Source organism: Carnobacteriaceae bacterium zg-84 (genome assembly GCA_013874835.1).
Classification (GTDB): domain Bacteria; phylum Bacillota; class Bacilli; order Lactobacillales; family Aerococcaceae; genus WM01.
Genome location: CP059430.1, coordinates 1,118,187 through 1,143,420 on the forward strand (window position 1 = coordinate 1,118,187; position 25,234 = coordinate 1,143,420).

Below are 25,234 nucleotides of genomic sequence, written 5' to 3' on the forward strand. Positions count from 1 at the left end.
TGCATCTTTTTTATCTTTGTACTGGATATTTTGCTAAAGCATACGTACATCCGTCTTTTGCAAAGCGATCGGTTAATACTTGACCACCACTTGCAACATCAGCGCTTGCTAAAGCAACACTTCCAACACCCACTGTTTTTTTCACAAATTCAGATTGTGGGTATTTGTCTGCTACGACTAATAATTGTTCTTTTGTAAATGTTTCAAAAGGACATGACAATGTTTTAGCAAGTTCTAAAATGGCATGCTCTTCTTTTTTTACATCAATGCTCACGATTTTAGAAATCTCATTTGGATGAATGCCTTCTTGCTGACAGAATAGATGAAATCCTTGTGCAAAAACATCTGCAGCTACATCTTTTCTAGCACCAACACCTAAAATATATGGTTTAGGATAAATAACGGCTACATCATCTCTAAAAACATCCATCTGTTCTGTTGTCATCACAATAATAGGATCGCTTCCTTGTAACACATTTTCTAAATCATCTTTTCCAATGACTGTTAGACCACGAAAATCACTAACCCATGGTTTTTCCTGATAGAAATAAACGGTTTTTTTACTACCTAAATAACTATTAAACGGTTTAATGAATGGACGTAATTCACTACGCCAACCATTAACAGATTGGGCTAAAGTATCTAATGCTGCCACATTTTGAACATCAGTTGCTGTTGTAATCACCGGATTACCACCTAATAATTCAGCAATTTGTGTAGCAATCGTATTTGCTCCTCCTAAATGCCCACTTAATAAGCTGATGACATTTGTTGCTTTTTCATCCATAACAATAACAGCTGGATCGGCTGCTTTATCAGCAACTACTGGTGCAATAGAACGCACGACAATACCTGTCGCCATAATACAAATTAATACATCAACTTCTGTAAAAAGTGTTGCGATAGCTTTAACAGGACTTCCTTGTAGAGCAACCGTTCTTTCATCAGAAATTTTAGGCATTGTATATACCGTACTTTTTTTATCTAATTTTTCTTGTAATGTGAGTGCGGTTTTTTTTCCAACCTCTGTTAAAGCAACAATAGCATAGGTTGATTGATGATTATTTTGCATGGCTACTTTTCCCGTGACGGAATTCATGTTCAAATTCCTCATGATATAGTTTTGAATAATAGAATTCTTCTCCTAGGAAATCACCAACTAAAATCAAAGCTGTTTTTGTAATACCTGCTTCTTTTACTTTGTCTGCTATTGTTTCTAATGTACCAAATACTTTTCTTTCCTCAGGCCATGTTGCTTTGTAAATAACAGCTGCCGGTGTCGTTACTGGATACCCACCTTCTACTAATTCTTCAACAACTTTTTCAACACCATGAATAGATAAGAAAATCGCCATAGATGTTCTGTGTTGTGCAAAACTTCTTAATGATTCACGATCTGGTACTGGTGTTCTACCTGCCATACGTGTAATGATGACACTTTGTGATACTTCTGGTACTGTATATTCAGTTCCAATACTTGAGGCTGCTCCTAAGAATGAGCTAACACCTGGTGTGCAATCAAATTCAATACCACGTTTTTTCATTTCTTCTGTTTGTTCACGAATAGAACCATAAATAGAAAAATCTCCTGTTTGTAAGCGCACAACATCTTTTCCTGCTTTAACACCTGCTTCCATGACATCAATGATTTCCATTAAATGCATGCTCGCACTATCATAAATTTCTGCGCCTTCTTTACAGTATTCTAATAATGCTGGATTAACTAATGAACCGGCATAAATAACAATATCCGCTTGTGATAATTGTTTATATCCTTTTAATGTGATTAAATCCACATCTCCTGGTCCTGCACCAACAAAATGTACTTTTGACATAGTTTTTCTCCTCTTTAATCCGTTTATGCTTGTGCACTCTCTTGTGCTTCTTGATTTTCTAATGCCTTTTCACACGATACGATAATCGTTGGATTTTGTGGTTTAAAATAATGGCCTTTGCCTAAACCTGTCCAACGACCTGCTTGAATACTTGTTACTTCCAATTCTTGCCAGTCCATTTCTTCAGCGATTTCTGCTGCTTCAATGGCATTTTCTAATAAGATAAAGTTTAAGACTAAACGTCCACCCGGCACGAGTAATTCATGACACCAGTCAAAAATTTCACGCATATTGCCACCTGTACCACCTACAAAAATAGCATCAAACTGCCCTTCTAATGAGATAGGGGCAAGCCCTTCATGTAAGGTAACATTTTTACAGTTGAATTTTTCAATATTTTCTAATGTTAATGCTACGGCATCTGGATTTCTTTCAATGGCAACAACATCTAACTCTGGATATATATGTGCTGCTTGAATAGTCACGCTTCCTGTACCTGAACCAACATCTAGCATTCTTTTTGCACGGTGTAATTGTAATTTATCTATGCTAATAGCTCGAATTTCTTCTTTTGTCATAGGTACTTTTGTACGAATAAATTCATTATCTCTCATCCATGATCACCACCACATTCATTTTATATTCTCTATCTTCAACATCTTGTGCAAGACATGATGTTATTTTTTCATCGTCATAACTTAAATTTTCACCTATAATCACACGTTTGTTTAAACCACGTTGTACAGCTTCTTGAGCAATTTGATACGGACCAACATGATCATCTGTAACCATAAACACTTTTGATAAACTCATAATCAAATCAAAATTAGGGATTTTGGCATGACTACTTGTCAAATAGGCATCATTCATTGGAATAAATGCTTTACTTGCCAAATATTGCATAGCACTAACACCTGGCATAATTTCTACTTGACCTTTAAATTTCTCGGATAACCATTTTCCTAATCCATAAATTAGAGGATCTCCTGAAGCTAAATACACAAGTGTTTTATCTTCATCATAACTACGTAATAATTCTTCTAAAGCCAATAATTTTTTAGGAGGTACAACACCTTTGTGTGCATATTCTTCAGGTAAAATTTCTAAATGACGATCACTTCCAATAATGTAATCAGCCTTTTTAAATAAATCTTCATGTCCTAATAATCCATAACGTGTATCTCCAGGACCTATACCAATGACATAAATCATACCCATTCCTCCTTAATATCTTCTAATGGTTTTGTTGATGCTAAATAGCCTGTATCAGAAGAAAAAATCACAACATCCACTTCGACTTTTGGTTCTTTATATTTTAATAAACGTTCACTGCGTCCTTTAATTTTATCGGCAATCACTTGATACACATGCGTATATCCATATCTTTCTATAGCTTCACCTGCTGATTCTGTCGTTAAACATTTATCAACTTCTTGTAATAACTCGATTGGTGCACCTAATAATGCTAAATTAGCAATCAATGTTTCCATACGTGCATCAGCATCTTTACTATGCGTTGAGAAAATACCTGCTGCAACTTTTACAAGTTTGCCCATATGCCCAATCATCAATACTTTTGTAAAGCCAATACGTTGTACTTCTTTTAGAACATGCCCAATAAAATTACTCATATTCACAATACGTTCTTTATTAATACCAATTGTACCTGTCGCAAAATCTTCACCATAATTTCCCGGTGCTAGAACAACACTTGTTGCGCCTGTTTTATACAGCATTGTTAATTCCACTGTAATAGCTGCTTTCCAACTATCTTCTGACATTGGATTAACAATCCCTGTTGTTCCTAAAATAGAAATACCGCCAACAATACCTAATCTTGGATTGTACGTTAATAAAGCACGTTTTTCACCTTCTGGTGCCCAAATAACAATTTTTGCACCACAGTTTTCACCAATAATCTCCCTTGCTGCTTCTTCTATGACACGTCTTGGTGTTGGATTGATAGCAGCTTCTCCAACGCTGATTGCCAAACCTTTTTTAGTCACTCGACCAACACCTTCACCACCATCAATGATAATCTCTTTTTGGTCTGGTAATAAAGTAACAGTTGAGTAAATCAACATACCATGTGTTGCGTCTGCATCATCACCACCGTCTTTTTCAACGGCTGCTGTTGCTGTGTTTTCTCCAAAGGATTGATCGTGTAAAGACACGGTTACTTTTACACCAGAAGCTGTATGAACCGTTACTTTATCTTCAATTTCTTGATTGTATATCATATAAAGGGCAGCAACCGTTGCAGCTGTTGCACACGTTCCTGTTGTATACCCTTTTTTTAATTTCTTACCATTAACGTAAGCATACTCTTCCACTTTGATAAAGCCTTCTTTCTAAAACTACTAGTCTTTCTTGTCTGGTGTATAGTAGCGTTGATAGTCTTCTGTTTTATATTGTAATTGATATAAAATCGCATTGATAATGGCTGCCGCAACATTGCTTCCACCTTTTCTACCTAAAGCTGAAATAGCTGGAATATCACTGTCGTGTAATGCTTGTTTAGATTCAGCAGCACCAACAAATCCTACTGGTACACCAACAACAGCATCAGCAACAAGTTTACCTTCATTAACCATATCAATCACTTTATAAACAGCCGTTGGTGCATTTCCTAATACAAAGACTTTTGGCCCTTCAACTGTAGCAGCATATTCAATAGCTGCCATTGAACGTGTAATACCATGTTCTTTTGCATATTTCGCAACATTTTCATCGTTGACTAAGCAGCTGTATTTCACGCCTAATTCATCTAAAATACGTTTGTTAATACCGCTTAATGCCATATTTGTATCTGTGAAAATCGTTCCTTTTTCTTCTAAAGCACGAATAATATTTTGAACGCCATCATTTGAAAATTTTAAATTATATAAATAATCAAAGTCAGCAGATGTATGGATAGCACGTTTTATAATACTTTCTTCCATACCATCTTTAAATGTATATCCTGCATGTTCTTCGTCAATAATAGATTGAATAATTTGGAAGCTTTTTGCTTCGATTGAACTTGGGTCTTTAATATAACTCATTTTGTTAATCTCCTAATGTTAAAAAATATAGATTGATAATGCCGTTACTGTAAATAACATTAAAGCAAGTGCATTACTGATAAATAATAATTGTATGGTTGATAAAATATCTTGATTGTCGACTTCTCTTTGTTTTTCTCCAATCATTGGTTTTTCAATGACTTGTCCATGATATACATGTGTTCCGCCTAATTGGATGCCTAAAGCACCTGCAACAACAGATTCTGGAAAAGCACTATTTGGGCTGGCATGTTGATAACGATCTCTAATGCCAATCATTATTGCTTGCTTCACATTTAATTGACACACAACACTGGCAAGCATAAGCAAAAGCCATGTCAAACGTGCCGGTATTAAATTGACAATATCATCTATTTTGGCAGATACAAATCCCATTTGTTTGTATTTTTCTGTTTTGTATCCCACCATAGAATCTAATGTGTTAATGGCTTTATAAATCATTGCCAATACCGGTCCGCCAATAAATAGGCAAAGAAGTGGTCCTATAACACCGTCACTCGTATTTTCTGCCACTGTTTCAATGGTAGCATTTCGAATTTCTTCTTTCGTTAATTCAGTTGTATCTCTTCCAACAATCATACCAACTTGATATCGTGCTTCTTCAATCGTTCCATAAACCAATGTTCGATAAACTTTCATTGCTTCAAAAGCAAGACTTTTAGCAGCTAGTGTCGTATAAGCCAAATATGTCCACACTATCCAATAAACAATACTATGTAATTGCTGTACACTCCATAGAACACCATAACTTATACCTCCGGTTAACGATACGGTTGTTATCCATAAAAGTGCCCCAAATAAATAGCCATTTAATTTCCATTTTTCTTGTTGTTTTAAACAAAAATAAATGTAGTTACCAATCCATTTAATTGGATGTGGCCAATGATATGGATCTCCAATTAACCAGTCCAATATGACTGCAATAAAAATTGATATAATGGCAATCATTTGTTCATTGCCTCTTTCACATCATCTAACCAATTAAACAATAATTCTTCATTTTGGTAGAAATGAACATGTAGATAACTTGCAAATGTACGACGTACTTTGTAGCCACCATCCCAACGAGAAACAACTTCTCCATCACGTGTTTTTTCCATATCTAAAACAGTTGGTTCATTTGTTTCAAATGTTGAATGATGAAATTCGTGTCCACGTACTTGTGTACCCGCTTTTCCAAATAAGCTATCTACTTTCGTTGTTGCTTGGCAATAGCCGAATTTTTTAAGTCTTGGTGTCATGACGCTTTTTCCGTCAAATACACCAACCATATCAAATATTTGACCGTCTGTTTCTAAATATTTACCTAAATACATCAACCCACCGCATTCAGCATAGATAGGGGCACCATTTATAGAGGCTTGATAAACAGACTGTCTAAAGGATTGATTTTCTGCCAATTCTTTTGCATAAATTTCAGGAAATCCTCCACCAAAATAATACACATCTGCTTTAGGAAGGCTTTTATCTTTTAATGGGCTGAATGGAATAAGTTCCACACCTAAATCTTTTAACAGATCAAGATTATCTTCATAGTAAAAATGAAAAGCATCGTCTAAAGCATAAGCCATTTTTAAACCAGTATAATCTTTTGTTTTAAAAGGGCTTACTTGTTCTACTCTAGGTAAATCAGCAATTTCTAACAATCTATCTAATTGGATATATTGTTCTGCTAATTCACCTAATGTATCAAATGTTTTATCTAAATTTTCCATTTCAACATCTGGAATTAATCCAAGATGTCTTGATGGTAATTCAACATTGATGTTTTTAGGGAAATACCCTAAGACTTCAACATTTGTATAACGCTCAATAGCACCTTTGATCAGTTCGTAGTGATTTTGAGAGGCCACACGATTGATAATGACACCTGCGATATTGACATCTTTATCAAAAGAAGCAAAACCGTGTACAATGGCTGCTGCAGACGTTGAAGTCGCTTTTCCGTCTACAATTAAAATAACGGGCACACCCATTTTTTTAGCAATTTCAGCCGATGAAGCACAATCTTTATCAGTGCCTAAACCGTCATAAAATCCCATAACCCCTTCAATGACAGCAACATCTGCTTGTTGATGCCATTTAGAATAAGACCATTTCAAGCGATCTTCATCTGGAATCATGAAACTATCCAAATTGCGTGAAGGTCGTTTGGCAATACGTGTATGATAGGCTGTATCAATATAATCTGGTCCGACTTTATAAGGTTGAACGACTAAGTTTCTATTTGCTAAAGCTTTTAGAATACCTAGTGTAATGGTCGTTTTTCCAACACCACTTGATACACCTGCTAACATAAATTGTTTCATGCAATCAGTCCTTATGTTTTTTTGTTCACAACGCAAAAATACTCTTTTTAAAAAATAAAAAGAGCCACAAAAAACATTTTCTATCTGTTTCTTGTAGCTCCATTGCTAACATAAAAAATCGAGTACACATCGTCGTGTCGAATAAATTCTACTACAAAATGTTCAAACTGTCAAAAGAATGTAAGCATTTTAGTTTAATAAATTAGATTATTTATCCACATTGCATAATAATGCATAAGTATCTTTCACAATCATTAGTTCTTCATTTGTTGGTACTATCGCAATTTTTACTTTTGATTTTGCAGCGTGAATAAATAATTTATTTTTTTCATTCGCCACTTTATCTACAAAAATAGAAAAGCAAGCTAATTTTTGAATGATTTTTTCACGAATATAGGCTGCATTTTCTCCAATACCAGCTGTAAAAGAAATCACATCTACTCCACCTAAGTCAACAATATAGCTAGCAATCGTTTGTGCAATACGATTCGTAAACATCTCAATAGCTAAACAAGCTTGTTCATCTCCTTGTTCGACCAATGCTAAAATATCACGTATATCGTTTGACACAGTAGAAATACCTAATAAACCTGATTGTTGATTAAGCATCTGTAACATATCTTGTGGTGTCATATTGGTTTTTTCTTGTAAAAACGGTAGAATACTAACATCAATATCACCACTTCTACTACCCATCATTACACCAGCTAGTGGTGTAAATCCCATGGACGTATTCACAGATTTACCATCTTTTATAGCACATAAACTACATCCATTACCTAAATGGCAATTTATCACTTTTAAAGGCACTGTTTTATACGCCTTTTGTTGTTTTAATACTTGATAAATATATTGATGACTGGTTCCATGAAACCCATATTTACGAATGCTAAAATCTTTATAGTACTCATATGGAATAGGATATAAAAAATGTTCCTTTTCCAATGTTTGATGAAATGCTGTATCAAAAACAGCTACTTGAAGTGAATTAGGCAACAACTCACGACAAATACGAATACCCTTGGCATTTACTGGGTTATGACTAGGTGCTAAAGCACCTAAAGCTTCTATTTCTTCTAACGCTCGATCATCAACAATAGCTGAGGCTTTGAAAAACTCTCCACCATGTGCAACTCGATGTCCAATTCCACTTATTTCAGATAAATTGTCAACAATACCCAATTTTATCATCAACTGTAACAAACAACTAATCGCATCTTGATGTGTATTAAAAGTATGTTCTTCTTTAAATACTTGATTGTCATACGTCAAAGTCAAACTAGAATGTTCTTGTCCGATTTTTTCAAACAAACATTTCATAATAAGTTTTTCTTCCGGCATCTCAAATAACTGGCATTTTAAAGAAGAACTCCCAGCATTTATGGCACATATTTTTTTCGTCATATTCTCTCCTCCAACGTTATGATTACTCTGTATACAAATAAGTTAACACTTTCTCTGCAATATATTGGTCTTGCTCCAATGAACCACCGCTAATTCCTAATCCACCAATTAGCAGACCATTTGAATAAATAGGTTCTCCCCCCGCTAAACTAACAAGCGTATTATCAGACATCGTTTCTAATTGATATAAAGGTTCTCCTATTTTTGTTAACTGTGCTAACTGTCTTGTTGGCATTTTCATCGCAACGGCTGAATATGCTTTTTTATAAGCCATTTCTTGACTGACTAAAAGAGCATTTTCCATACAATATGTTAAAATCACATGTCCATGTGCATCCACTAAACTAAAAACAATCAATACACCTAATTCATGCGCAACCTCAATACTCTTACGTAATAGCCCAGTCGCTTTTTCATGCAAATCAATACTTTGTCTTGTTTGTGTATGACAAACTTCTTGCAATACTTTTTCATAAATATGCTCTTGATAATCTATTTTTTCAGACAACACCGCAACTTCATAAACTTTTTGTATATAATCACACAAATCATTCGATATATCGTCTTTATAGTCATGTACTAAGATTTCCACAAGTTCTTTTATCATCAAGAGCGTTTCACCTGATACAGTTATCTCTTGCCAGCAATTTGCCGATAACTCTGAATGAATCTTATGCAAATAAGCAGCATCACTGGCAGAAACAACATTATCAATCGTGACATTTTGCAAAGTAGATGCAATTTTTTTCAAACTTATTTTTCCAAACGACGTATGCACTTCATCGCATAATTGATTAAAACAAATCACCAATAGCTTCAAAAGTTGCTTACTTTTTAAGTTATTCATATTGTCATCTCCTTTACGTTAAAATGATTTTTCAAAAACACTTGATACAATAAAAGGTTCACCTTTTACTAATTTTGCTGCATTACTTCCTAAAATTCTCAACTCTCGAGGCGTTGTTTCTTGTTTTCGATTTAACCGATACAAAAAGCGCTCTGTTGGTAAATGTTTATAATGCAGAACAAATTCTGTTGCTGTTCCACCAATACCGACTAATAAATCAGATTCTAAAGCAGCTTGATAGCTCAATGTCACAGCATTATGATTCGATGATTTATAAGCAACGGAAAAAGGAATGCCCTCTTCTTCAATGCCATAACAAATCTCTTGAATATCTTTTTCATCAATTTTATCATCAAGCCAAATATTGATTGTGGGTTTTTTCTGTGCATAAATACTCATCAATATCACCCTCTCATTTTTTCATCAATTCTTTGGCATACGCTAGAACAAGACCTGTTGCTACAGCATTTCTTGGACCACAGATACCTCTAACATTACCTCGTCCAGCAACAATAGCATAATGTGATAAAGCATCTGTTACAAATTGAGGAATTTCAAAATCAAGGGCTGAGCCCCCTACAATAACAACAAATGGAATATCTCGAATACTGCTTGTTGGACTTACTGTTTTTAACGCACGAATAGTATTTGTTACAAAAACTCTTTGTTTAGCGCTTTGTCTAACTAGCTTAATTTTCTCAATAGATACATCATCTTGCATCAATGGTACAAACTCTTTATTATCTTTTACAATAATCACACGTGCAAATAAATCTGCTGATAACGGATGTTCAAAAAATTCAACAGTACCGTCCTCATGACGTATATGGAATAAACTTTCCACTTTTGCTAATGGATATTTTTTAATGTCTTCAGCTAAATGCTTATTATTTAAACCTAGTTCTGAATTAATAAGCATTGTTACCATATCACCTGCACCGGCTAAATGCACCGATACCATTTCTTCTTTTTCATTGATAATAGACGCATCAGTTGACCCTGCTCCTAAATCTAAGATAGCTAATGGTTTATTTGTTCCTGGTGTCGTTAATGCCCCTAAAATCGCAGATTCTGCTTCTAATCCACCAATATCTACTGGGATTTTTAACGTATCGGATACTTCACGTGCAATCAAAGACATCTGTAACTTGTCAGACTCAACCATTGAAGCAATACCGACAGCTTGCTCCATTGAAAATTCTCCTGCTAAACCGCCTTTAACATCAATTGGTACAACTGTATCAACTGCTAAAATATCTTTAATATAAATATCTTGAGAATTTTTCCCAGTCAATTCAGACATTGTTTGTCGAACTTTTTCTAACATACCACCAACATTTGTCCCAGATTCTCCAGTGACGTTTTTAATCGTACCTACTTCGACAATATGTTCCATGATACATTGTGCACCTTTAGATACATTCACTTGAGAATTGCGATGTTCTCCAATAATCTGAATATTTCCCGCTGGAATAACTCTTGATTGAACATCTCCTTCAGGTGTTTTAATAACAACTGCTGAACGATTCCCAATCAATGCTCTTGCGATCGGTACAATATGTTTTGTTTCTTCTGAGTTCAACTGAAAAACCGTTGCAATCCCATAAGGGTTTGATAACTCAGAAATAACTTTTCCTTTTTCAACAACTTCTAGTGCAGCAAGCATACCAACAGGCACTTTATCAATAAACGCAATTTCATCAACAATTGGTATTTTTTTATGCAAACGATTATTCACTAAAACACCATCATCTGCTTGTAAAACAGCCCCAACAATCGAATACCCACGTTTCACGTATGCATTGATTAGTTCAGACACCATATCAAAGTCAATTTCTTTTTGTGCAATAACAATATAATCTTTATCCATTGGTTTGGAAATCAAATCGACAATGTTCACTGTTTCACCGACACCTAGCCCAATTCCTCCAGGAGTTCTTGGATTATGTCCAATCATACTTGATTCAGTGATAATCGTTTCCGTAATGGTTTCCATTGCCACATCACCAATAACTGGAGTAGCTTCATTGATACGAATTAAATCAATATCTTCTAAAGTATATGGTGTATCTTTTAATACTTTTTCAATGGATTGATAAATACCATGAACATTGTCAACTGTTCCTTTGATACCTGTTGTATCAGAAATTCCGTAAGAAACAAACCGTACGACTCCTGTGTCATCAACAGTCGCTAAAGCTGATTCCGTTGATGAATTACCAATATCAATACCGATAACTGTTTTCATACGTTTTCTCCTAACTGACTAATTATCGCCTTTTAATTTTTTACGACGTTCATAATGTAAAGCTGCCTCTTTCACAAAACCTGCACAAATAGGTGCATCATATTTTGTTTCTAATTCAGTAGCAATCGCCAATAATTCTTCTTTTGATGAACGATATGGACGAAGTGCATTATACATTTCCAATACACGTTCATCTGGAACTCTTACTAATTCAGCGGCTCTTAAAAAATTATTTTTAATCGTTGGACGTCCGCCAGCTGTAGCAATATCCCCTTGTTTTTTTAAAATATCAGAAGAAATTCTTAACTCTTTTGCTGTAATTGTATCATTTAAAACATTTTCCAATGTAATATCTGCATACGTTTTATCTTTTCCAATTTTTATCCAATCTGGATGTTTTTGTGCAATAGGATAATCCTCTACTCCAACTTCTTCACTCTGAACATTGTCCAATAATTTTTTTAATAATGTATCAATTTCTGACATGTTTCTTTGCTCCTTTTCTTTTTTTATTAAAGTAGCTCACATTCTTCTGCTGCTTTCCCTTTAACGACACATTTTGTATCTTTAATATGTAGCAATGCAGAATATGCTTGATATTTTGGTCGTGCCATTTGATCATTTAATGTAGGCACAGGATTAGGTGTTTCACCTTTTGCATATTTCGCAGCATTTTTACCAATTAAACGATATGTTTCAGCTGTTAATAATGGCGCTTGTGGGAATAACTCCAAATTGCTTAAAGGTGGTAAATCACGCTGATGAATAACCGTTGTTCCTTTAGATTGTATACCAATAGAAATACCAGAACCTGATAAGTGATCTCCTTCAACAGCCACAAAAGCAACGTCTGATGAACGATAAACACGTACAATTCTTGCTTTTAATCCTTCCTCTTCAATACCAGCAATAACTTGTCTTAATACTTCTTTATGAGGAATATCTACCATTGTTTTTGTTTGTGCACGTCCAAAAGAAGGACTTACAGCAATCACAACTTCATCAACAGAATGACTTGGTTGTGCTGTTCCAATGGTTCTTAACACTGTATCTTCATAACGTACTTGTGCCGGTTTTTCTGGTGTTTTTACAACATCTTGTTTTTGATTAGCCTGTTCTTTTAATACATCTTGTAAAATATCACGAATAACAGATTTTAATAAGGCTTCATTTACCTCTACCATATCTTTTTCCTCCTATTTTTCCTTAAATATCACGTGGATCAATGGCATTTGGAATATTTTTAACTTTTTCCCACTCTTCTCCAACTAAACGATGTCCTGTTCCAACACCAACATAATCATTTGGACAGTTAATTGCAGAAATAACTTGCCATTTACTATCAAAAATAGCAGATGTTTGTAAAAAGTCACCGGCTGTTTTTTGTCTAAATAAGTTCAAAATTTCTTCAGCAATATCGCTAAAGCCATTTTTTGCCAATGCTTTAATTAAATCAATACCTGTTAAACCGCGTTCTAATAAATTAACAGCGGCTTTAATATCCTCAACTTTATCACGTGCAGGCATATCTAAAGAACCATGTGCATAAGTTGCTGCTTCCACTTCTTCATCTGTAATTTTTGGTAAGCCTAACCCTTTAAATAGTGCTTGCATCACTCTAGCTGCTTTATGTCTTACTTTAACAACATCTTCTTCTTTAACTGGTCTTAATCCACCGTCTACTTTTAAGTCACGTTGTAAAATATTATAATCATCGAAGTCTTCTGCATCCCAGTTAGAACCAGCAAACATATTGTCATAGTTTGGTACAGAAGAATATCCAGAGTTAATAAAATCTGTTCCTGGTGCAAATTGCATCAATGTACGAATAGAACGTCTTAAATCTGAATGTGTAAATGTTTGGTCATTAGAAGATGCACATTCTAAATCAAGCATTGTAGCAATTAGGTTTTCTGCTAATACCGCACGAATACCAGACGGTACTGCTGCTGGTACCCCAATACAAGATACAGAACCATTTTGAATACCTTGTACTCCAGCACCTTTTGTAATATATAAGCAACGTGCTTCTAAGTACAACATTGATTTTCCTTCTGCTTGTCCCATTTGCACTTCTGAACCTGTACCAGATGTAAATCTCATTTTCAATCCACGAGAAGCGTAAGCTGATGCTAAAAAGGCTTTAGACCAAGGTGTATCATCTCCGTCAGTAAAGACATCTTCTGTTCCATATACAGAAATTGTTTCTGCATAAGCTGTAAATCCACGCATTCCTAAATCTAATTCTGTTGCTTCTTCAAGGGCACATTGTGTTAGTACACCAGGACGACCAACTTGTGAACCGATCATAATCCCAATAGCATTAAATGGTGCATAACGTGCAACGGCAACAGTTGTTTCTTGTTCTGCAAATCCACGATAAGCAGCTTCAGCAGCATCTGCTGCAATTTGAACAGGATTATCATTCACATTTGTTACGTGAGATTGTGTAGCCGTTGGTTTTCTTGTACGCATTTTTTGCATTGCCATCATCATTTCAACAACGTTCATATGACTAACCACTTCAACAATTTTGGCAGGTGTCATTGCTGTTGTTAATGGTACAATCTCTTCTCTTGGAACACTTGGTGTTAATATTTTATTGGCAATATCTCTAGAATCCATACGCATAACTTCTTCGGCTCTTGTCAAATCAATACCGTATGTCGCAATGAATTGGTCAATCAAGTCAAAATCTGCTTGTTTTTTGCCGTCTAATTCGACAACAACACCATTTTCAATTTTTATGCTTGGAATAGGATCATTTGGACTTTCCATTGCAATAAGTCCTTCTTCTATCCACTCAGTCACAAAACCATCTTTATTGATAGGTCTATTTCTTAATGCTTCAAATCTTTTTGATTTCATGATTTTTCTCCTATGCTCATTTTATTAAATATATGACGGTTGAGAATTTGTTGGTTCATCTCCCAATGTACCTAATAATGTTTTACCAACTTCTCTTGCTGAAATAACTGCTTGACGAACAGCTCCAGAATCTCCACTAATAAATAGGATAACTTCGTTTGAAAAACTTGTGCCATCACTAGGAGATGCATAACCAATGACATCAACATTTGCAGCTTTAACAGCTGTATCAGCCATAACAACACCGATCGCTGCAGGTGCTCCAACAATTAAACCAAATGCTTTTCCAATAGGTGCACCAAATGCTTTTTCACACGCTTGACTAGAACGAGCTGTGTATTGTAATTCAATATGTCCTGCATCATTTCCATACACATCACCAAATGTACGTGTCACTTCTTGTAATGTTACTTCAACCGCTCTTTTCACATCAGATACATCGTCGCCACCAAAAATAATTAAATTTCCGTGACCTGCTCCACCTTTTGTATCACGTGCTAATTCAATTTTCACGATTTCTGTATTTGTTGCTTTAACGGCTTCATCTGCTGCTAAAATATGAGGACCTGCACCCGTTCTAGCACCAATAACACCGATAGAACGATATTTTTTCTCCAATTTCATAGCATCTAAAATTTGTTGATCTACATTTGCAATGACTAGACCTATTGTTTCTCCAATAGGATTTACTCCTACAAATTCTGTAATATTTGCTCTTGCATGCATGTTTTTTCCTCCTAATTTTTCTAAATAATCAAGTGATATAATATTGACCATTTGATATCTATATTATATTGTATCCCTTTTCACCAAAACAGTTATTTTACGGATAAAAAATAAGTCCTTATAGTATTCAAACTAGTATTTTTTTGATATAATGTAATAAATGTAAACGCCTTAAAAATTATATTTTATTGATTTTATCCGTATTTCAAAAGGAATTACTGTTAAAAAAACGACATTTTAACAAAGAAAATCCTTTTTTAAAATTAGTATTTTTTTGATATTTCTACCTTAAAATTTAACGGATTTGTTATAAAGAGTACAATCTTTGTGAAGGAGCTTGATGGCTATGTTTCAAAATACAGAAAATAAAATAAAATTTAACAAAATTCTTCAAGAATTTTCCCAAGCAACAGGCTTGGCAACCGTTTTAGTAGGCATCAATGGAGAAGAAATATCTGAATGGCATCAATTCAGTGAATTTTGTGCCATTATGCGAACAAAACCTGAATATAAAAAAATTTGCGAAAAATGTGATTTATATGGAGGGTTAGAAGCAGCCAAAGAACAAAAACCTATTCCTTACACTTGTCATGCTGGATTAACCGATTTAGCCATGCCTGTCGTTATTGATAAACAACTAGTCGGTTTTATTTTAAGTGGACAAGTATTAACGACAGATCAAAAATTTCCTCCTATTTATCAAAAAAGCGATTGGCACTTATATCCTGAATTATTAAAAGCATATAAAAACATACGCAAAGTAAATGCGCAACAAGTTAAAAGTGCCGCCGAAATTTTACGTATTTTGACACAATATCACTTCCCTAGTCAACAAATACATTCTCCAAAAATCTCGTACGATATTCAAGACATAGAAGAAATTGAAAAACCTTTAGTCAATGCAAATAGAAAAATCCACGAACACAAAGAAATTAGAAGTGATATTGCTAAAGCTATTCGCTATATCGATAAAAATTTAACCAATAATATCCATTTAAAAGTAGTCGCCGAACATGTTTATTTAAATCCTGATTATTTCAGCAAACTCTTTAAATCACAAACCGGATTTAGCTTTATCGACTATGTTAATCAGAAAAAAATCGAACGTTCATTATCTATGCTAAAAGATAAAAAACGCTCTATTGAAAAGATTGCCAACGAACTCGGCTATAGCCAACCAAGTTATTACTGTAAACTATTTAAAAAAATTACTGGATACTCACCATCTGAATATCGCAATCAACTATAAAAAAATTCGCCGGTTCCCTATCGACAGGGAACCGGCTATAATTTTTTAGGATAAATAGAAATTATCTAATAAAAAATTCTTATTCATCACTAACTTTATCCATTTAATTTTAGATTAACTTTTTATTCTCTATAATCATATTAATCTCTCTATTATTCAAAGTTTTCTTTCTAAATAAAAAGAAGCTAAACAATTATAGTATGTTTAACTTCTCTAACACTTATATATGAATAATCTCTAATCTAGCTGTTTGATAAAGTGTTTGTAAATCATTTAAAAATTCTTGCTTTACATCAAGTAAATCTTTTACATAGTTTAATTCATTTTTTTGAACGTAAAGTCTTACTTTAATTGCCATGCCAATTTTGATCACTTGATAGTGCATATCCGGTAAAATAGGATAAAAATGTTTTACAATCAATTCATCAATCGGTTCCGTAATATCTTCATCTGTCACTAATCCTTGAGATAATTCAATAAAGGATGAGCGTAGCATTTGAATAGGCTCTTTCAACAATAGGATAACAGAAATCGTTGTAATAAAAAAATCTCCTGTATAGTGTAAAAAACCGAGTGGACCTTGAATATCAATGAGATATAATAAACAAAATGCCAATCCAGCTCCTAACGATTGTAGACCGTCAATAAGACTACCCTTTGCTTCAACTGATAATATCGTACTAATATGATTTATTTTTTTATTTTGGTAATGTGTATACAAACTTAATGCAAAGCATAACACAACGACAAAAATCGTATACGGCACAATAGGACCAATATCAAGAGGTTCTCCCTCTCTTTTTAAAACATACTGAAGTGCATTATCTGTTGCATTTATAAAAGCAATCAAAAACAAAAACAAGATTAAAATAGATTTAAAAATGGCATACAAAGGTTCCAAAAAATGTAAACCATTTGGATAAATATCTGTTTTTTTATGGCTTATTCTCGATACATAAATACCAATAATTGCCGATAAAAAACTAATAAAAGAAAAAAATCCATCAAGTAATAAGGCTTGTATTTCTGTCATAAAATACGCAATAATACCCGATAGAGCAACAATAAAATTGATAATAAAATTAACATTCAGTGACTTTCGTTCTATTTCTTTTTGCATGTCATCCTCCTTATTATTAATAAGTATGTTATATCCAGTATAACAAATTCTTTTTATTTTTTCAAAAGAAAGAGATATATACTAACTTAATTTTAAGAAATTTTATCTTCTATTTAAATTAAATAGAAAAATGACGAACTAAAAGATCAATATATCAATTTGTTGTATCATTTATTCTATTTTTCTGTTAGAGTATCTACAAAAGAAAAAATATTGACACACTTTTTAATCTAAAAATAAAAAACAGTCAATATTTCTTACTAATGGAATACTTACTTTTTTGCTTACAACTATAATTTTACGAAAAACTATTCCTTTATAAACAATTTATTATAGATACTCTTATTTTATTACGTATTTTAATTATATAACACCATTCTCAGTGGCAGAAAAAGAATGGGAAAAAGGTAGTGAATGGGTCATGCCATTCACTACTAATATACTCATTATTTCTCTCTACCAACACCATTTGACATAGAACCAAAAAAATCGTATTGATGATTTCATTCATCAATACGATTCATCATTTTATTATTGATTTTGCCAGTCAGCTGGATATGTTACATAGATAAAACGTGCTTTGTCTTTAACAGAGAATTGAATATCGCTTCCTTTTGGAATAAATAAAATTTCTCCTGGACCTGCACTCATTACTTCATCTCCAGTAATAATATCTAATTGACCCTCGATCACGTAATCCACTTCATCATAGTCTAAATGCCATGGGAAAGTTGTTTTTTCCATTGTCATCAAGCCAAGACCTAATCTTGGACTTTCTTCTAATGTTAACAAGTCACGTGTGTATACACAGTGATTTGGATTACCTGTATCTAAACGATCTTCAGCACGAACATCTAAAGTTGGTAAAGCAATAGATGCTACGCCTGCTTTACTAATTTTTTTAGCTGAGTCTTTTGACAATAATTCTTCTAATAAAATTTTACGAACTAATGCTTCTAGTTCTGAACGATTTACATCTGCCATAATCTATTCCTCCAAAGTGTATTGATTATGCTTCTTTTTTCGTTAACACAAATGCTAATAAAACAGCTGTGATACCACCAACTAATTTACCTACCATCATTGGCACGATCATTTCTGAGTTTGCCCCAGCAGTAAATCCTAAGTGGTCACCGATAACAAATGATGCTGATACAGCGAACGCAACGTTGATGATTTTACCACGTTTGTCCATATCTTTTAACATTTGGAACATCGCAATATTATTTGCTAAAGAAGCTACTAAACCAGCTGCACCAACTTCGTTCATACCTAATGATTTACCGATAGCTGATAATGGTTTGTTTGCTACTTTTGTAAACACAGCAACTAAACCAAATGCCCCTGCTAATGTTACAGCGATTGAACCTACAACACCGAATGCTTCTTGTAATGTTTCTGCACCAACTGGATATAAGTTGTTCAACCATTCATTACCAGTTAATAATTGAGCAGCACCGAATGCTAAACCTAAAGTTGCGATAACAACGATAATTTGGCCAAATACTTCAAATCCTTTAATCATTGCATTTGGTGCTAATAATAGACCTACAAAAATTAAACCTGAAACGATAATAATTGGAATTAAGTTTACAATTAAAGTGCCAAAAGGTAATACGAATAATCCACCTAAGAAACATCCAATAGGTACTGTTACTAATCCGTATAAAATACCACGTGCTAATAATGGACGATCTTCTTTTTCAATAATTCCTAATGCAACTGGAATTGTAAATACAATAGTAGGTCCCATCATTGAACCTAATACATAAGCAGCAAAATTACCAACAGCTGGATCTTGAGCTAATTTTAAAGCAAGTGGAGCACCACCCATATCGTTTGCGATAAATGTTGTCGCAAAAATAGATGGGTCAGCACCAACCAAACCATATAATGGTACAATGATTGGTTTTAATAAGTCAGCCAATAATGGTGCTACAACCATAATCCCAGCCATTGATAGTGCTAAAGCACCCATTGCCATAATACCTTCTTCAAATTTTTCACCTAGGCCTAATTTGCCACCGATACATTTATCAACTGCACCAACGAGCATGAATAGAACCATGATGTAAATGATTATTTCATTGATACTCATAAATCAATATTCTCCTATTTATTCATCTTTTGGATATTCAACTTTATCAATAATACCAACAACAACCATATCAACAGGTACTTCGGTATTGTTTAAGCTAACACGAGCAGAACTACCCGTTGTTACCAATACGAAATCACCTTCACCTGCACCGATACGGTCTGCTGCTATAATAAGGGCTGGATCTACTTGATGTTCATTCAGTTGACGTTCGATTACTAATAATTTTAACCCATTCAAATTCTCATCTTTTCTAGTAGCCCATAAACTACCTACAACTTTCCCAACAAACATCTTTCATTCCACTCCTTAATTTTAATTTAAAATAATTTTATGACGTTTAGCATAATCTTTTGCAAGAGCTGTTACAATCATACCTTTTTCAATATGGAACACATCGCCCTCAGTTAATCCTAATTCCTTAAAGCGTTTCTCAGTAATTAACTTTGTTTTTGTATTTCCACTTGTTTCTGAACGTTTTGTCACAGTTTCTCTTACGACTTGACGATTATCTGTTTTTGACAGACAATTCAACAAGTTTTCATCTTGATAAAATGTTACGCCATATTTTTCAAGTTTTTCTTTTTGTTGCACTAATTGACGGTACAACAAACTACTTGCAGAACCTTTATAGTTTTCCACATTAAAGGCTTCTTTAGATACAAAAGCTTTTTTACCATTCAATAAATGTTTTAGTAATGCTGATTCTTTTTCAGAAGTTGGACATAAAGACGCTACTCTTAAAAAAGCGTCTAAAGACAAATCATCTACCACAACCAAGTCAACCACATCACTATTACAATCTACTAAATCATAACCTGCTTTTTCTAACGCTAAACGCGTACTATCTTTACCAATCAATAATATGGATTCTTTTTCAGGCTCATTTTGAAGGTTTTCTAACAAACGATCGGTTATTAACTGAACAAGTTTGTCTAAATTTTCCATTCTTCATCAGCCTTTCTTTATAAAATGATTGTATCACCACTGCAATACAAGACCGTATTATTTTTTAATAATACGTCCTCTCATACCTTTTTTAAAGCCACACGCATTTGCTTCATCATAGTCAATATGCATATACGTTGCAAATTTAGGACTTACACGAACCACTACATCATCAAAAATAAGTGGACGTGTTCCCTCAACTTTAACTTGAACAATTTCTTGATTTTCAACATTAGCTTTTGCAGCATCTTCTGGTGTCATGTGAATATGACGTTTTGCTACAATTAAACCTTTGTCTAAAACAACATTTTTTGTACCGTTTAATAAAACAACACCCGGTGTACCTTCAATATCTCCACTTTCACGAACTGGAGCTTGCGTACCTAGGGCTAAACAGTCCGTTAATGATACTTCAACTTGAGATTCACTACGAACTGGTCCTAAAATAATAACATTGTGTAATGCACCTTTAGGGCCTAATACTGTAATACGTTCTTTACATGCAAATTGTCCAGGTTGAGAAAGGTCTTTTAATTTTGTCAGTTGATAACCTGGTCCAAATAATGCGTCTAAATCTTTTTGACTTAAATGCACATGGCGTCCACTAGCTTCTACTTCAAAAGTTCCAGTGAGTTCTGTTTGAACCAATTCTAGAACTTTATCCACTAATTGATCTAATCCATTTAAAGACATCTCATACCTCCATTATTTTTATTCACTTGTGATAAGCCATAATAAGACTTCAATAGCTTTTAACAAGTTAATTGTTTGAATTGCAAATGAATCATCTTGTGATGATAATGCTTCCTCTAACTCTTTGCGTAACACCACACAAGCAATATATGTTTCATAACAGCTAAGCTGCCAACTAGCAGCAGTGTAATTTAACATAACACTTGTTTGGTCCAACTGTTTAGCTACTCGAATAGCTTGTAATTCAACATTATTTGGTAATGTTTCATGATATTCACAAATATCATCGTGAATACGATGAGAAACAATACTTTCAATAACATTTAATAAATGTCCTATTTGATGACACTTTTCTGGTTGATACTCTTGATATAATTCACGTTGATTTTTTAACAATAAAGGATACAAAGTCATCAATTTTGATAAGTGTGGTAAAACAGCTGATTCTTCAACACATGTAACAGATTTATGGACCACAACAGCATTTGCTGTATGCGATGCAGCACTACTACTTTTACTTTTGTTAGAGTTTACAACTTTGACGTGACGGTCATTCAAAAAGCCTTTTGCAGCCGGTGTCAATTTTTCTCCTGCACGGAGTTCAAAAATACCACTTTCTAAGTAGTTATACTCTTTCAGCATTTTTCTAACTTTGGATTCTGTTAAAACTGACACACTTTCACATCCTTGCATACAGACAGGCAACGCAACGAGTAAAACGCTCGTTGCGTTCTATCTGTTTATTTTACCTTTATTTTCAAATAATCGTATCAATTATTTTGGTAAGATAACTTCAACTTCTGAATGTGGACGTGGAATTACGTGAACAGATACTAATTCACCAACGTTTTCAGCAGCTGCAGCACCTGCATCAGTTGCAGCTTTAACAGCACCTACATCACCACGAACCATAACTGTTACTAATCCAGCACCGATTTGTTCTTTACCAATTAAAGTAACGTTAGCTGCTTTAACCATTGCATCTGCTGCTTCGATTGCTCCTACTAAACCTTTTGTTTCTACCATACCTAATGCGTTTGTGTTTGCCATAATAAATTTCCTCCTAAAATATGTTATTGTTTTTTATTTTAACAAACCTAGTTTAATTTTGATAATACACGTTGAACAAGTAAGTTAATAAGTTGTTCTTCGTCTGTATTACTTACAGAAGTAGTATTTACTTCTATTTGTTGATTTTCAGCACGACGTAAATCTGCTAATTCAGATGTACCGTAAGCAATACGACGTACGTTAAATAAGTTTAATGGACTTACGTTATCAGAAGTAGCACTTCCTCCAACAGCACCACAACCTAAAGTAAAGGCTGGGAATAATCCAGTTGTTGCACCTACACCACCTAAAGCAGCTGCTGTATTTACCAATAATCTTGATACTGGTTTTTTCAATGCAAATTCACGAACAATTTTTTCGTTTTGTGTATGAATTGTCATTGTATGACCAACACCTTCATGGTGTAAGATTTTCATGCTCAATTCGCATGCTTCTTCCCAAGTTTTAACAGTATAGAAGCCTAATACTGGTGCTAATTTTTCCATTGAATAAGGTGCGTGTTTACCAACACCTGTTTCTTCTGCAATTAACACACGAGCATCTTCTGGTACATAAATACCTGCTAATTTACCAATGACTTGTGGAGATTTACCTACCATTTTTGGATTCATTGCACCACTTGGTAAAATGATGAATGCTCCTAATTTTTTAGCATCTTCTTCTGGAACAAAGTATGCACCTTGTTTTTTGAATTCTGCTACAACAGTCGCTTTCATATCTTCTTCAACGATAATAGATTGTTCTGAAGCACAGATAACACCATTATCAAATGTTTTAGAATCAAGAATTTGTCTGATTGCTGTTGGTACATCAGCTGTTCTTTCGATAAATGCTGGACCATTACCAGGACCTACACCAATAGCAGGTGTACCTGATGAATAAGCCGCTTTAACCATTGCTGAACCACCAGTGGCTAAAATCAAGTTAGTGTCTTTATTTTTCATCAATTCATTTGTTGCTTGTAATGATACATTATGGATAACCCCAATAGCACCCTCTGGGCAACCTGCACTTTTCGCAGCACGTTTGATGACATCAACAGTCGCTTCAATAGATTTCAAAGCATTTGGATGTGGAGAGAAGACGATACTGTTACCAGCTTTTAATGAAATCAACGCTTTATACATAACAGTAGATGTTGGGTTTGTTGACGGAATCAAACCTGCAACCACACCAACTGGTACAGCCACTTCCATCACTTTATTTTCTTTATCTTCACTCAAGATACCTACTGTTCTCATATCTTTGATTTCTTCAAGAATGCCTTTAGAAGCCAATGCATTCTTTAATACTTTATCTTGCCAGCGTCCAAAACCTGTTTCTTCTGACGCCATTTTAGCTAAACGTTCACGTTCATCATAACATGCTTTTGCAACAACTTTAACAATAGTATCAATTTGTTCTTGACTCATTTTTGCTAATTCTTGTTGTGCTTGTTTTGCTTCACGAATTAAATCACGTGTTTCTTGAATAGACACTAAGTCTTTATCCAATAGTTTCACTAAATGTCACTCCCTTCCTATTTTTTTAACAATGCGTCTAGCAATGTTTTTTTGTTTGCAAATTTTATTTGTTTTTTAGTTAAGCCAATATTAGGTTCACGATATGCTATTGAGCGTAATTCAACAACTTTTAATTTTTCTAATTCTTCTAAAGAATAGCTTGAAGATGCTTCTTGCGCCACAATCACTTCTTCTGAAATTGATTCAACCACTAAAGGTTTTTCCTCAACAACTTCTGAAACAACAACAGCCTCTTCTATAACTTCTTCAACAACCTTAGCTGGTTTTTGAATGTCTTTTTTACGAATATCCGTAAATAAAATTTCGGTCTGTGAATCAAGTCTAGGAATAACATGACTGCTCATCAAACAACCTAAGTCTGAAATAGATGCAACAGCTGAATCAACGGCTGCTTTAACAGCACCTACATCACCCACTAATTGTACAGTATGTAATCCGGCTTTGATACGTTCAACATTTAATAATGACACATTAGCTGCTTTTAATGCTGCGTCAGCAGCTACAACAGCACCGATATAGCCACGAACCTCAACTAACCCTAGAGCTTCTTTTGTCATTTAATTCATCCTCTTAATAATTTTTAGGATCGTCTGCAACTGTTTGAACAGTTCTTGCGAATGCATCACAAGCTGCACGACATGCTGATTGTGATCCTACTAATAAGCCACCCGCAAAGTTTGTTTCACTTGGTGGACCATAGAAAGCACCAACTTGTACATCTGCTGCTTTTAGAGCTGCATCTAATCCAATCATTGCTTCAACTGGAGGTGCAATTAGGTAAGCAATTGCTGTTCCTTCTTCTGCATTAGCACCAGCTGATAAGTAAGAACCAGCACGTGAAATACAATGTGCAAAGTAAGGAATTGAATTATCGTCATTTGCACTATAGAAACTTGCACCATTTTCAATTTCATACACAACAACATCTAAACCGCTGCGTACTTCTTCTGGGTTAGGACCAGCAATAATACCGATAACTTCCCCTGCTAATTTTGTTGATGCATTACCTGCACCAGCATACATACTACGTGCGTACACAACTTCTACATCTGCTGCTTTTGTTGCTTCATCTAATGCAACGTATGTTACATCGTCACAGTCAGATGATACAATCCCTAAACTTCTGTGATGTGGCTTTAAGTCTAATGATGCAGCCAATCCAGCGTCTACGTTAGAAATAATTTGTGTACTTAAAACATTTGCTCCAAGACGTTCGTTTTTCACAACGTT

At 34.3% G+C, this 25,234-nt stretch carries 28 protein-coding genes; 1 reads left to right on the top strand and 27 read right to left on the bottom strand.

From position 1 onward, the window contains the following. Positions 1–10 precede the first annotated feature (10 nt). From H1220_05275 to pduB, 16 genes are all read right to left on the bottom strand, one after another. Positions 11–1,072: a cobalt-precorrin 5A hydrolase gene (locus H1220_05275; GenBank protein QMI86660.1), complete on the bottom strand. Its 1,062-nt coding sequence runs from the start codon at positions 1,070–1,072 to the stop codon at positions 11–13. Continuing rightward, on the bottom strand, positions 1,062–1,835 hold the full coding sequence (locus H1220_05280; protein ID QMI85145.1) for a cobalt-precorrin-4 methyltransferase: 774 nt from the start codon (positions 1,833–1,835) through the stop codon (positions 1,062–1,064). Before H1220_05280 ends, H1220_05275 begins: the two co-directional genes overlap by 11 nt. 23 nt (positions 1,836–1,858) lie before the next feature. Beyond that, entirely contained in the window at positions 1,859–2,449 is a 591-nt protein-coding gene (locus H1220_05285) for a decarboxylating cobalt-precorrin-6B (C(15))-methyltransferase (GenBank protein ID QMI85146.1), read from the bottom strand. Next, the gene (locus tag H1220_05290) at positions 2,439–3,053 is read right to left on the bottom strand and encodes a cobalt-precorrin-7 (C(5))-methyltransferase (protein QMI85147.1); all 615 of its coding nucleotides are present in this window, start codon (positions 3,051–3,053) and stop codon (positions 2,439–2,441) included. Before H1220_05290 ends, H1220_05285 begins: the two co-directional genes overlap by 11 nt. Continuing rightward, positions 3,044–4,168 carry a cobalt-precorrin-5B (C(1))-methyltransferase gene (locus H1220_05295; protein QMI85148.1) on the bottom strand — a complete coding sequence of 375 codons (1,125 nt, stop codon included), beginning with the start codon at positions 4,166–4,168 and terminating at the stop codon, positions 3,044–3,046. The genes H1220_05290 and H1220_05295 overlap by 10 nt, the downstream gene beginning before the upstream one ends. A 27-nt stretch (positions 4,169–4,195) precedes the next feature. Then, positions 4,196–4,879, bottom strand: coding sequence for a cobalt-precorrin-8 methylmutase (locus tag H1220_05300; GenBank protein ID QMI85149.1), 684 nt, complete (start codon positions 4,877–4,879; stop codon positions 4,196–4,198). An 18-nt stretch (positions 4,880–4,897) separates the two neighbouring features. Further along, on the bottom strand, positions 4,898–5,845 hold the full coding sequence (locus H1220_05305) for a cobalamin biosynthesis protein (GenBank protein QMI86661.1): 948 nt from the start codon (positions 5,843–5,845) through the stop codon (positions 4,898–4,900). Then, positions 5,845–7,209: a cobyrinate a,c-diamide synthase gene (locus H1220_05310; GenBank protein QMI85150.1), complete on the bottom strand. Its 1,365-nt coding sequence runs from the start codon at positions 7,207–7,209 to the stop codon at positions 5,845–5,847. Before H1220_05310 ends, H1220_05305 begins: the two co-directional genes overlap by 1 nt. Before the next feature lie 207 nt (positions 7,210–7,416). Then, positions 7,417–8,613, bottom strand: coding sequence for an acetate kinase (locus tag H1220_05315; GenBank protein QMI85151.1), 1,197 nt, complete (start codon positions 8,611–8,613; stop codon positions 7,417–7,419). 22 nt (positions 8,614–8,635) lie between these two features. Next, on the bottom strand, positions 8,636–9,460 hold the full coding sequence (locus H1220_05320) for a heme-binding protein (GenBank protein QMI85152.1): 825 nt from the start codon (positions 9,458–9,460) through the stop codon (positions 8,636–8,638). Between the two features lie 18 nt (positions 9,461–9,478). After that, positions 9,479–9,859: a glycerol dehydratase reactivase beta/small subunit family protein gene (locus tag H1220_05325; GenBank protein ID QMI85153.1), complete on the bottom strand. Its 381-nt coding sequence runs from the start codon at positions 9,857–9,859 to the stop codon at positions 9,479–9,481. Positions 9,860–9,872: 13 nt separating this feature from the next. Next, a complete protein-coding gene (locus H1220_05330) occupies positions 9,873–11,708 on the bottom strand; it encodes a diol dehydratase reactivase subunit alpha (GenBank protein QMI85154.1) in 1,836 nt (611 codons plus the stop codon). Between the two features lie 18 nt (positions 11,709–11,726). Then, positions 11,727–12,194, bottom strand: coding sequence for a diol dehydratase small subunit (locus H1220_05335; GenBank protein ID QMI85155.1), 468 nt, complete (start codon positions 12,192–12,194; stop codon positions 11,727–11,729). Positions 12,195–12,220: 26 nt separating this feature from the next. Then, complete coding sequence (locus H1220_05340) at positions 12,221–12,892, bottom strand: propanediol/glycerol family dehydratase medium subunit (protein ID QMI85156.1); 672 nt, start codon at positions 12,890–12,892, stop codon at positions 12,221–12,223. A gap of 22 nt (positions 12,893–12,914) precedes the next feature. After that, positions 12,915–14,576, bottom strand: a complete 1,662-nt coding sequence (locus tag H1220_05345) for a propanediol/glycerol family dehydratase large subunit (protein QMI85157.1) — start codon at positions 14,574–14,576, stop codon at positions 12,915–12,917. 24 nt (positions 14,577–14,600) lie between these two features. Then, the gene (gene pduB, locus H1220_05350) at positions 14,601–15,302 is read right to left on the bottom strand and encodes a propanediol utilization microcompartment protein PduB (GenBank protein QMI86662.1); all 702 of its coding nucleotides are present in this window, start codon (positions 15,300–15,302) and stop codon (positions 14,601–14,603) included. Between the two features lie 346 nt (positions 15,303–15,648). Here pduB and H1220_05355 point away from each other — a divergent pair, with 346 nt between their 5' ends. Continuing rightward, entirely contained in the window at positions 15,649–16,551 is a 903-nt protein-coding gene (locus H1220_05355; GenBank protein ID QMI85158.1) for a PocR ligand-binding domain-containing protein, read from the top strand. A gap of 220 nt (positions 16,552–16,771) precedes the next feature. Here the strand turns inward: H1220_05355 and H1220_05360 are convergent, their stop codons facing one another. From H1220_05360 to eutL, 11 genes are all read right to left on the bottom strand, one after another. Beyond that, positions 16,772–17,671 (bottom strand): cation transporter, encoded by a 900-nt coding sequence (locus tag H1220_05360; protein QMI85159.1) that lies wholly within the window; start codon positions 17,669–17,671, stop codon positions 16,772–16,774. A 531-nt stretch (positions 17,672–18,202) separates the two neighbouring features. Further along, positions 18,203–18,655 carry a DUF861 domain-containing protein gene (locus H1220_05365; protein ID QMI85160.1) on the bottom strand — a complete coding sequence of 151 codons (453 nt, stop codon included), beginning with the start codon at positions 18,653–18,655 and terminating at the stop codon, positions 18,203–18,205. 25 nt (positions 18,656–18,680) lie between these two features. Then, complete coding sequence (locus H1220_05370) at positions 18,681–19,769, bottom strand: ethanolamine utilization protein EutH (GenBank protein ID QMI85161.1); 1,089 nt, start codon at positions 19,767–19,769, stop codon at positions 18,681–18,683. Between the two features lie 18 nt (positions 19,770–19,787). Next, positions 19,788–20,063 carry a EutN/CcmL family microcompartment protein gene (locus H1220_05375; GenBank protein QMI85162.1) on the bottom strand — a complete coding sequence of 92 codons (276 nt, stop codon included), beginning with the start codon at positions 20,061–20,063 and terminating at the stop codon, positions 19,788–19,790. Positions 20,064–20,084: 21 nt separating this feature from the next. Next, a complete protein-coding gene (locus tag H1220_05380) occupies positions 20,085–20,717 on the bottom strand; it encodes an ethanolamine utilization protein (protein QMI85163.1) in 633 nt (210 codons plus the stop codon). 57 nt (positions 20,718–20,774) lie between these two features. Continuing rightward, a complete protein-coding gene (locus H1220_05385; GenBank protein QMI85164.1) occupies positions 20,775–21,410 on the bottom strand; it encodes a phosphate propanoyltransferase in 636 nt (211 codons plus the stop codon). A gap of 18 nt (positions 21,411–21,428) precedes the next feature. Then, on the bottom strand, positions 21,429–22,085 hold the full coding sequence (locus tag H1220_05390; GenBank protein ID QMI86663.1) for a hypothetical protein: 657 nt from the start codon (positions 22,083–22,085) through the stop codon (positions 21,429–21,431). A gap of 99 nt (positions 22,086–22,184) precedes the next feature. Continuing rightward, positions 22,185–22,460, bottom strand: a complete 276-nt coding sequence (gene pduA, locus H1220_05395) for a propanediol utilization microcompartment protein PduA (GenBank protein QMI85165.1) — start codon at positions 22,458–22,460, stop codon at positions 22,185–22,187. A gap of 47 nt (positions 22,461–22,507) precedes the next feature. Further along, a complete protein-coding gene (locus tag H1220_05400; GenBank protein ID QMI85166.1) occupies positions 22,508–23,983 on the bottom strand; it encodes an acetaldehyde dehydrogenase (acetylating) in 1,476 nt (491 codons plus the stop codon). A 17-nt stretch (positions 23,984–24,000) separates the two neighbouring features. Beyond that, positions 24,001–24,561, bottom strand: a complete 561-nt coding sequence (locus H1220_05405) for a BMC domain-containing protein (protein QMI85167.1) — start codon at positions 24,559–24,561, stop codon at positions 24,001–24,003. Between the two features lie 13 nt (positions 24,562–24,574). Further along, complete coding sequence (gene eutL / locus H1220_05410) at positions 24,575–25,228, bottom strand: ethanolamine utilization microcompartment protein EutL (protein ID QMI85168.1); 654 nt, start codon at positions 25,226–25,228, stop codon at positions 24,575–24,577. Positions 25,229–25,234: the final 6 nt, after the last annotated feature.

Bases quoted from the DNA above. Each gene is read 5' to 3' on its own strand.
- H1220_05275 (QMI86660.1), bottom strand. From the start codon at position 1,072: ATGCAAAATAATCATCAATCAACCTATGCTATTGTTGCTTTAACAGAG.
- H1220_05280 (QMI85145.1), bottom strand. From the start codon at position 1,835: ATGTCAAAAGTACATTTTGTTGGTGCAGGACCAGGAGATGTGGATTTA.
- H1220_05285 (QMI85146.1), bottom strand. From the start codon at position 2,449: ATGAGAGATAATGAATTTATTCGTACAAAAGTACCTATGACAAAAGAA.
- H1220_05290 (QMI85147.1), bottom strand. From the start codon at position 3,053: ATGGGTATGATTTATGTCATTGGTATAGGTCCTGGAGATACACGTTAT.
- H1220_05300 (QMI85149.1), bottom strand. From the start codon at position 4,879: ATGAGTTATATTAAAGACCCAAGTTCAATCGAAGCAAAAAGCTTCCAA.
- H1220_05310 (QMI85150.1), bottom strand. From the start codon at position 7,209: ATGAAACAATTTATGTTAGCAGGTGTATCAAGTGGTGTTGGAAAAACG.
- H1220_05315 (QMI85151.1), bottom strand. From the start codon at position 8,613: ATGACGAAAAAAATATGTGCCATAAATGCTGGGAGTTCTTCTTTAAAA.
- H1220_05320 (QMI85152.1), bottom strand. From the start codon at position 9,460: ATGAATAACTTAAAAAGTAAGCAACTTTTGAAGCTATTGGTGATTTGT.
- H1220_05325 (QMI85153.1), bottom strand. From the start codon at position 9,859: ATGAGTATTTATGCACAGAAAAAACCCACAATCAATATTTGGCTTGAT.
- H1220_05330 (QMI85154.1), bottom strand. From the start codon at position 11,708: ATGAAAACAGTTATCGGTATTGATATTGGTAATTCATCAACGGAATCA.
- H1220_05335 (QMI85155.1), bottom strand. From the start codon at position 12,194: ATGTCAGAAATTGATACATTATTAAAAAAATTATTGGACAATGTTCAG.
- H1220_05340 (QMI85156.1), bottom strand. From the start codon at position 12,892: ATGGTAGAGGTAAATGAAGCCTTATTAAAATCTGTTATTCGTGATATT.
- H1220_05345 (QMI85157.1), bottom strand. From the start codon at position 14,576: ATGAAATCAAAAAGATTTGAAGCATTAAGAAATAGACCTATCAATAAA.
- pduB (QMI86662.1), bottom strand. From the start codon at position 15,302: ATGCATGCAAGAGCAAATATTACAGAATTTGTAGGAGTAAATCCTATT.
- H1220_05355 (QMI85158.1), top strand. From the start codon at position 15,649: ATGTTTCAAAATACAGAAAATAAAATAAAATTTAACAAAATTCTTCAA.
- H1220_05360 (QMI85159.1), bottom strand. From the start codon at position 17,671: ATGCAAAAAGAAATAGAACGAAAGTCACTGAATGTTAATTTTATTATC.
- H1220_05365 (QMI85160.1), bottom strand. From the start codon at position 18,655: ATGGCAGATGTAAATCGTTCAGAACTAGAAGCATTAGTTCGTAAAATT.
- H1220_05370 (QMI85161.1), bottom strand. From the start codon at position 19,769: ATGAGTATCAATGAAATAATCATTTACATCATGGTTCTATTCATGCTC.
- H1220_05375 (QMI85162.1), bottom strand. From the start codon at position 20,063: ATGTTTGTTGGGAAAGTTGTAGGTAGTTTATGGGCTACTAGAAAAGAT.
- H1220_05380 (QMI85163.1), bottom strand. From the start codon at position 20,717: ATGGAAAATTTAGACAAACTTGTTCAGTTAATAACCGATCGTTTGTTA.
- H1220_05385 (QMI85164.1), bottom strand. From the start codon at position 21,410: ATGTCTTTAAATGGATTAGATCAATTAGTGGATAAAGTTCTAGAATTG.
- pduA (QMI85165.1), bottom strand. From the start codon at position 22,460: ATGGCAAACACAAACGCATTAGGTATGGTAGAAACAAAAGGTTTAGTA.
- H1220_05405 (QMI85167.1), bottom strand. From the start codon at position 24,561: ATGACAAAAGAAGCTCTAGGGTTAGTTGAGGTTCGTGGCTATATCGGT.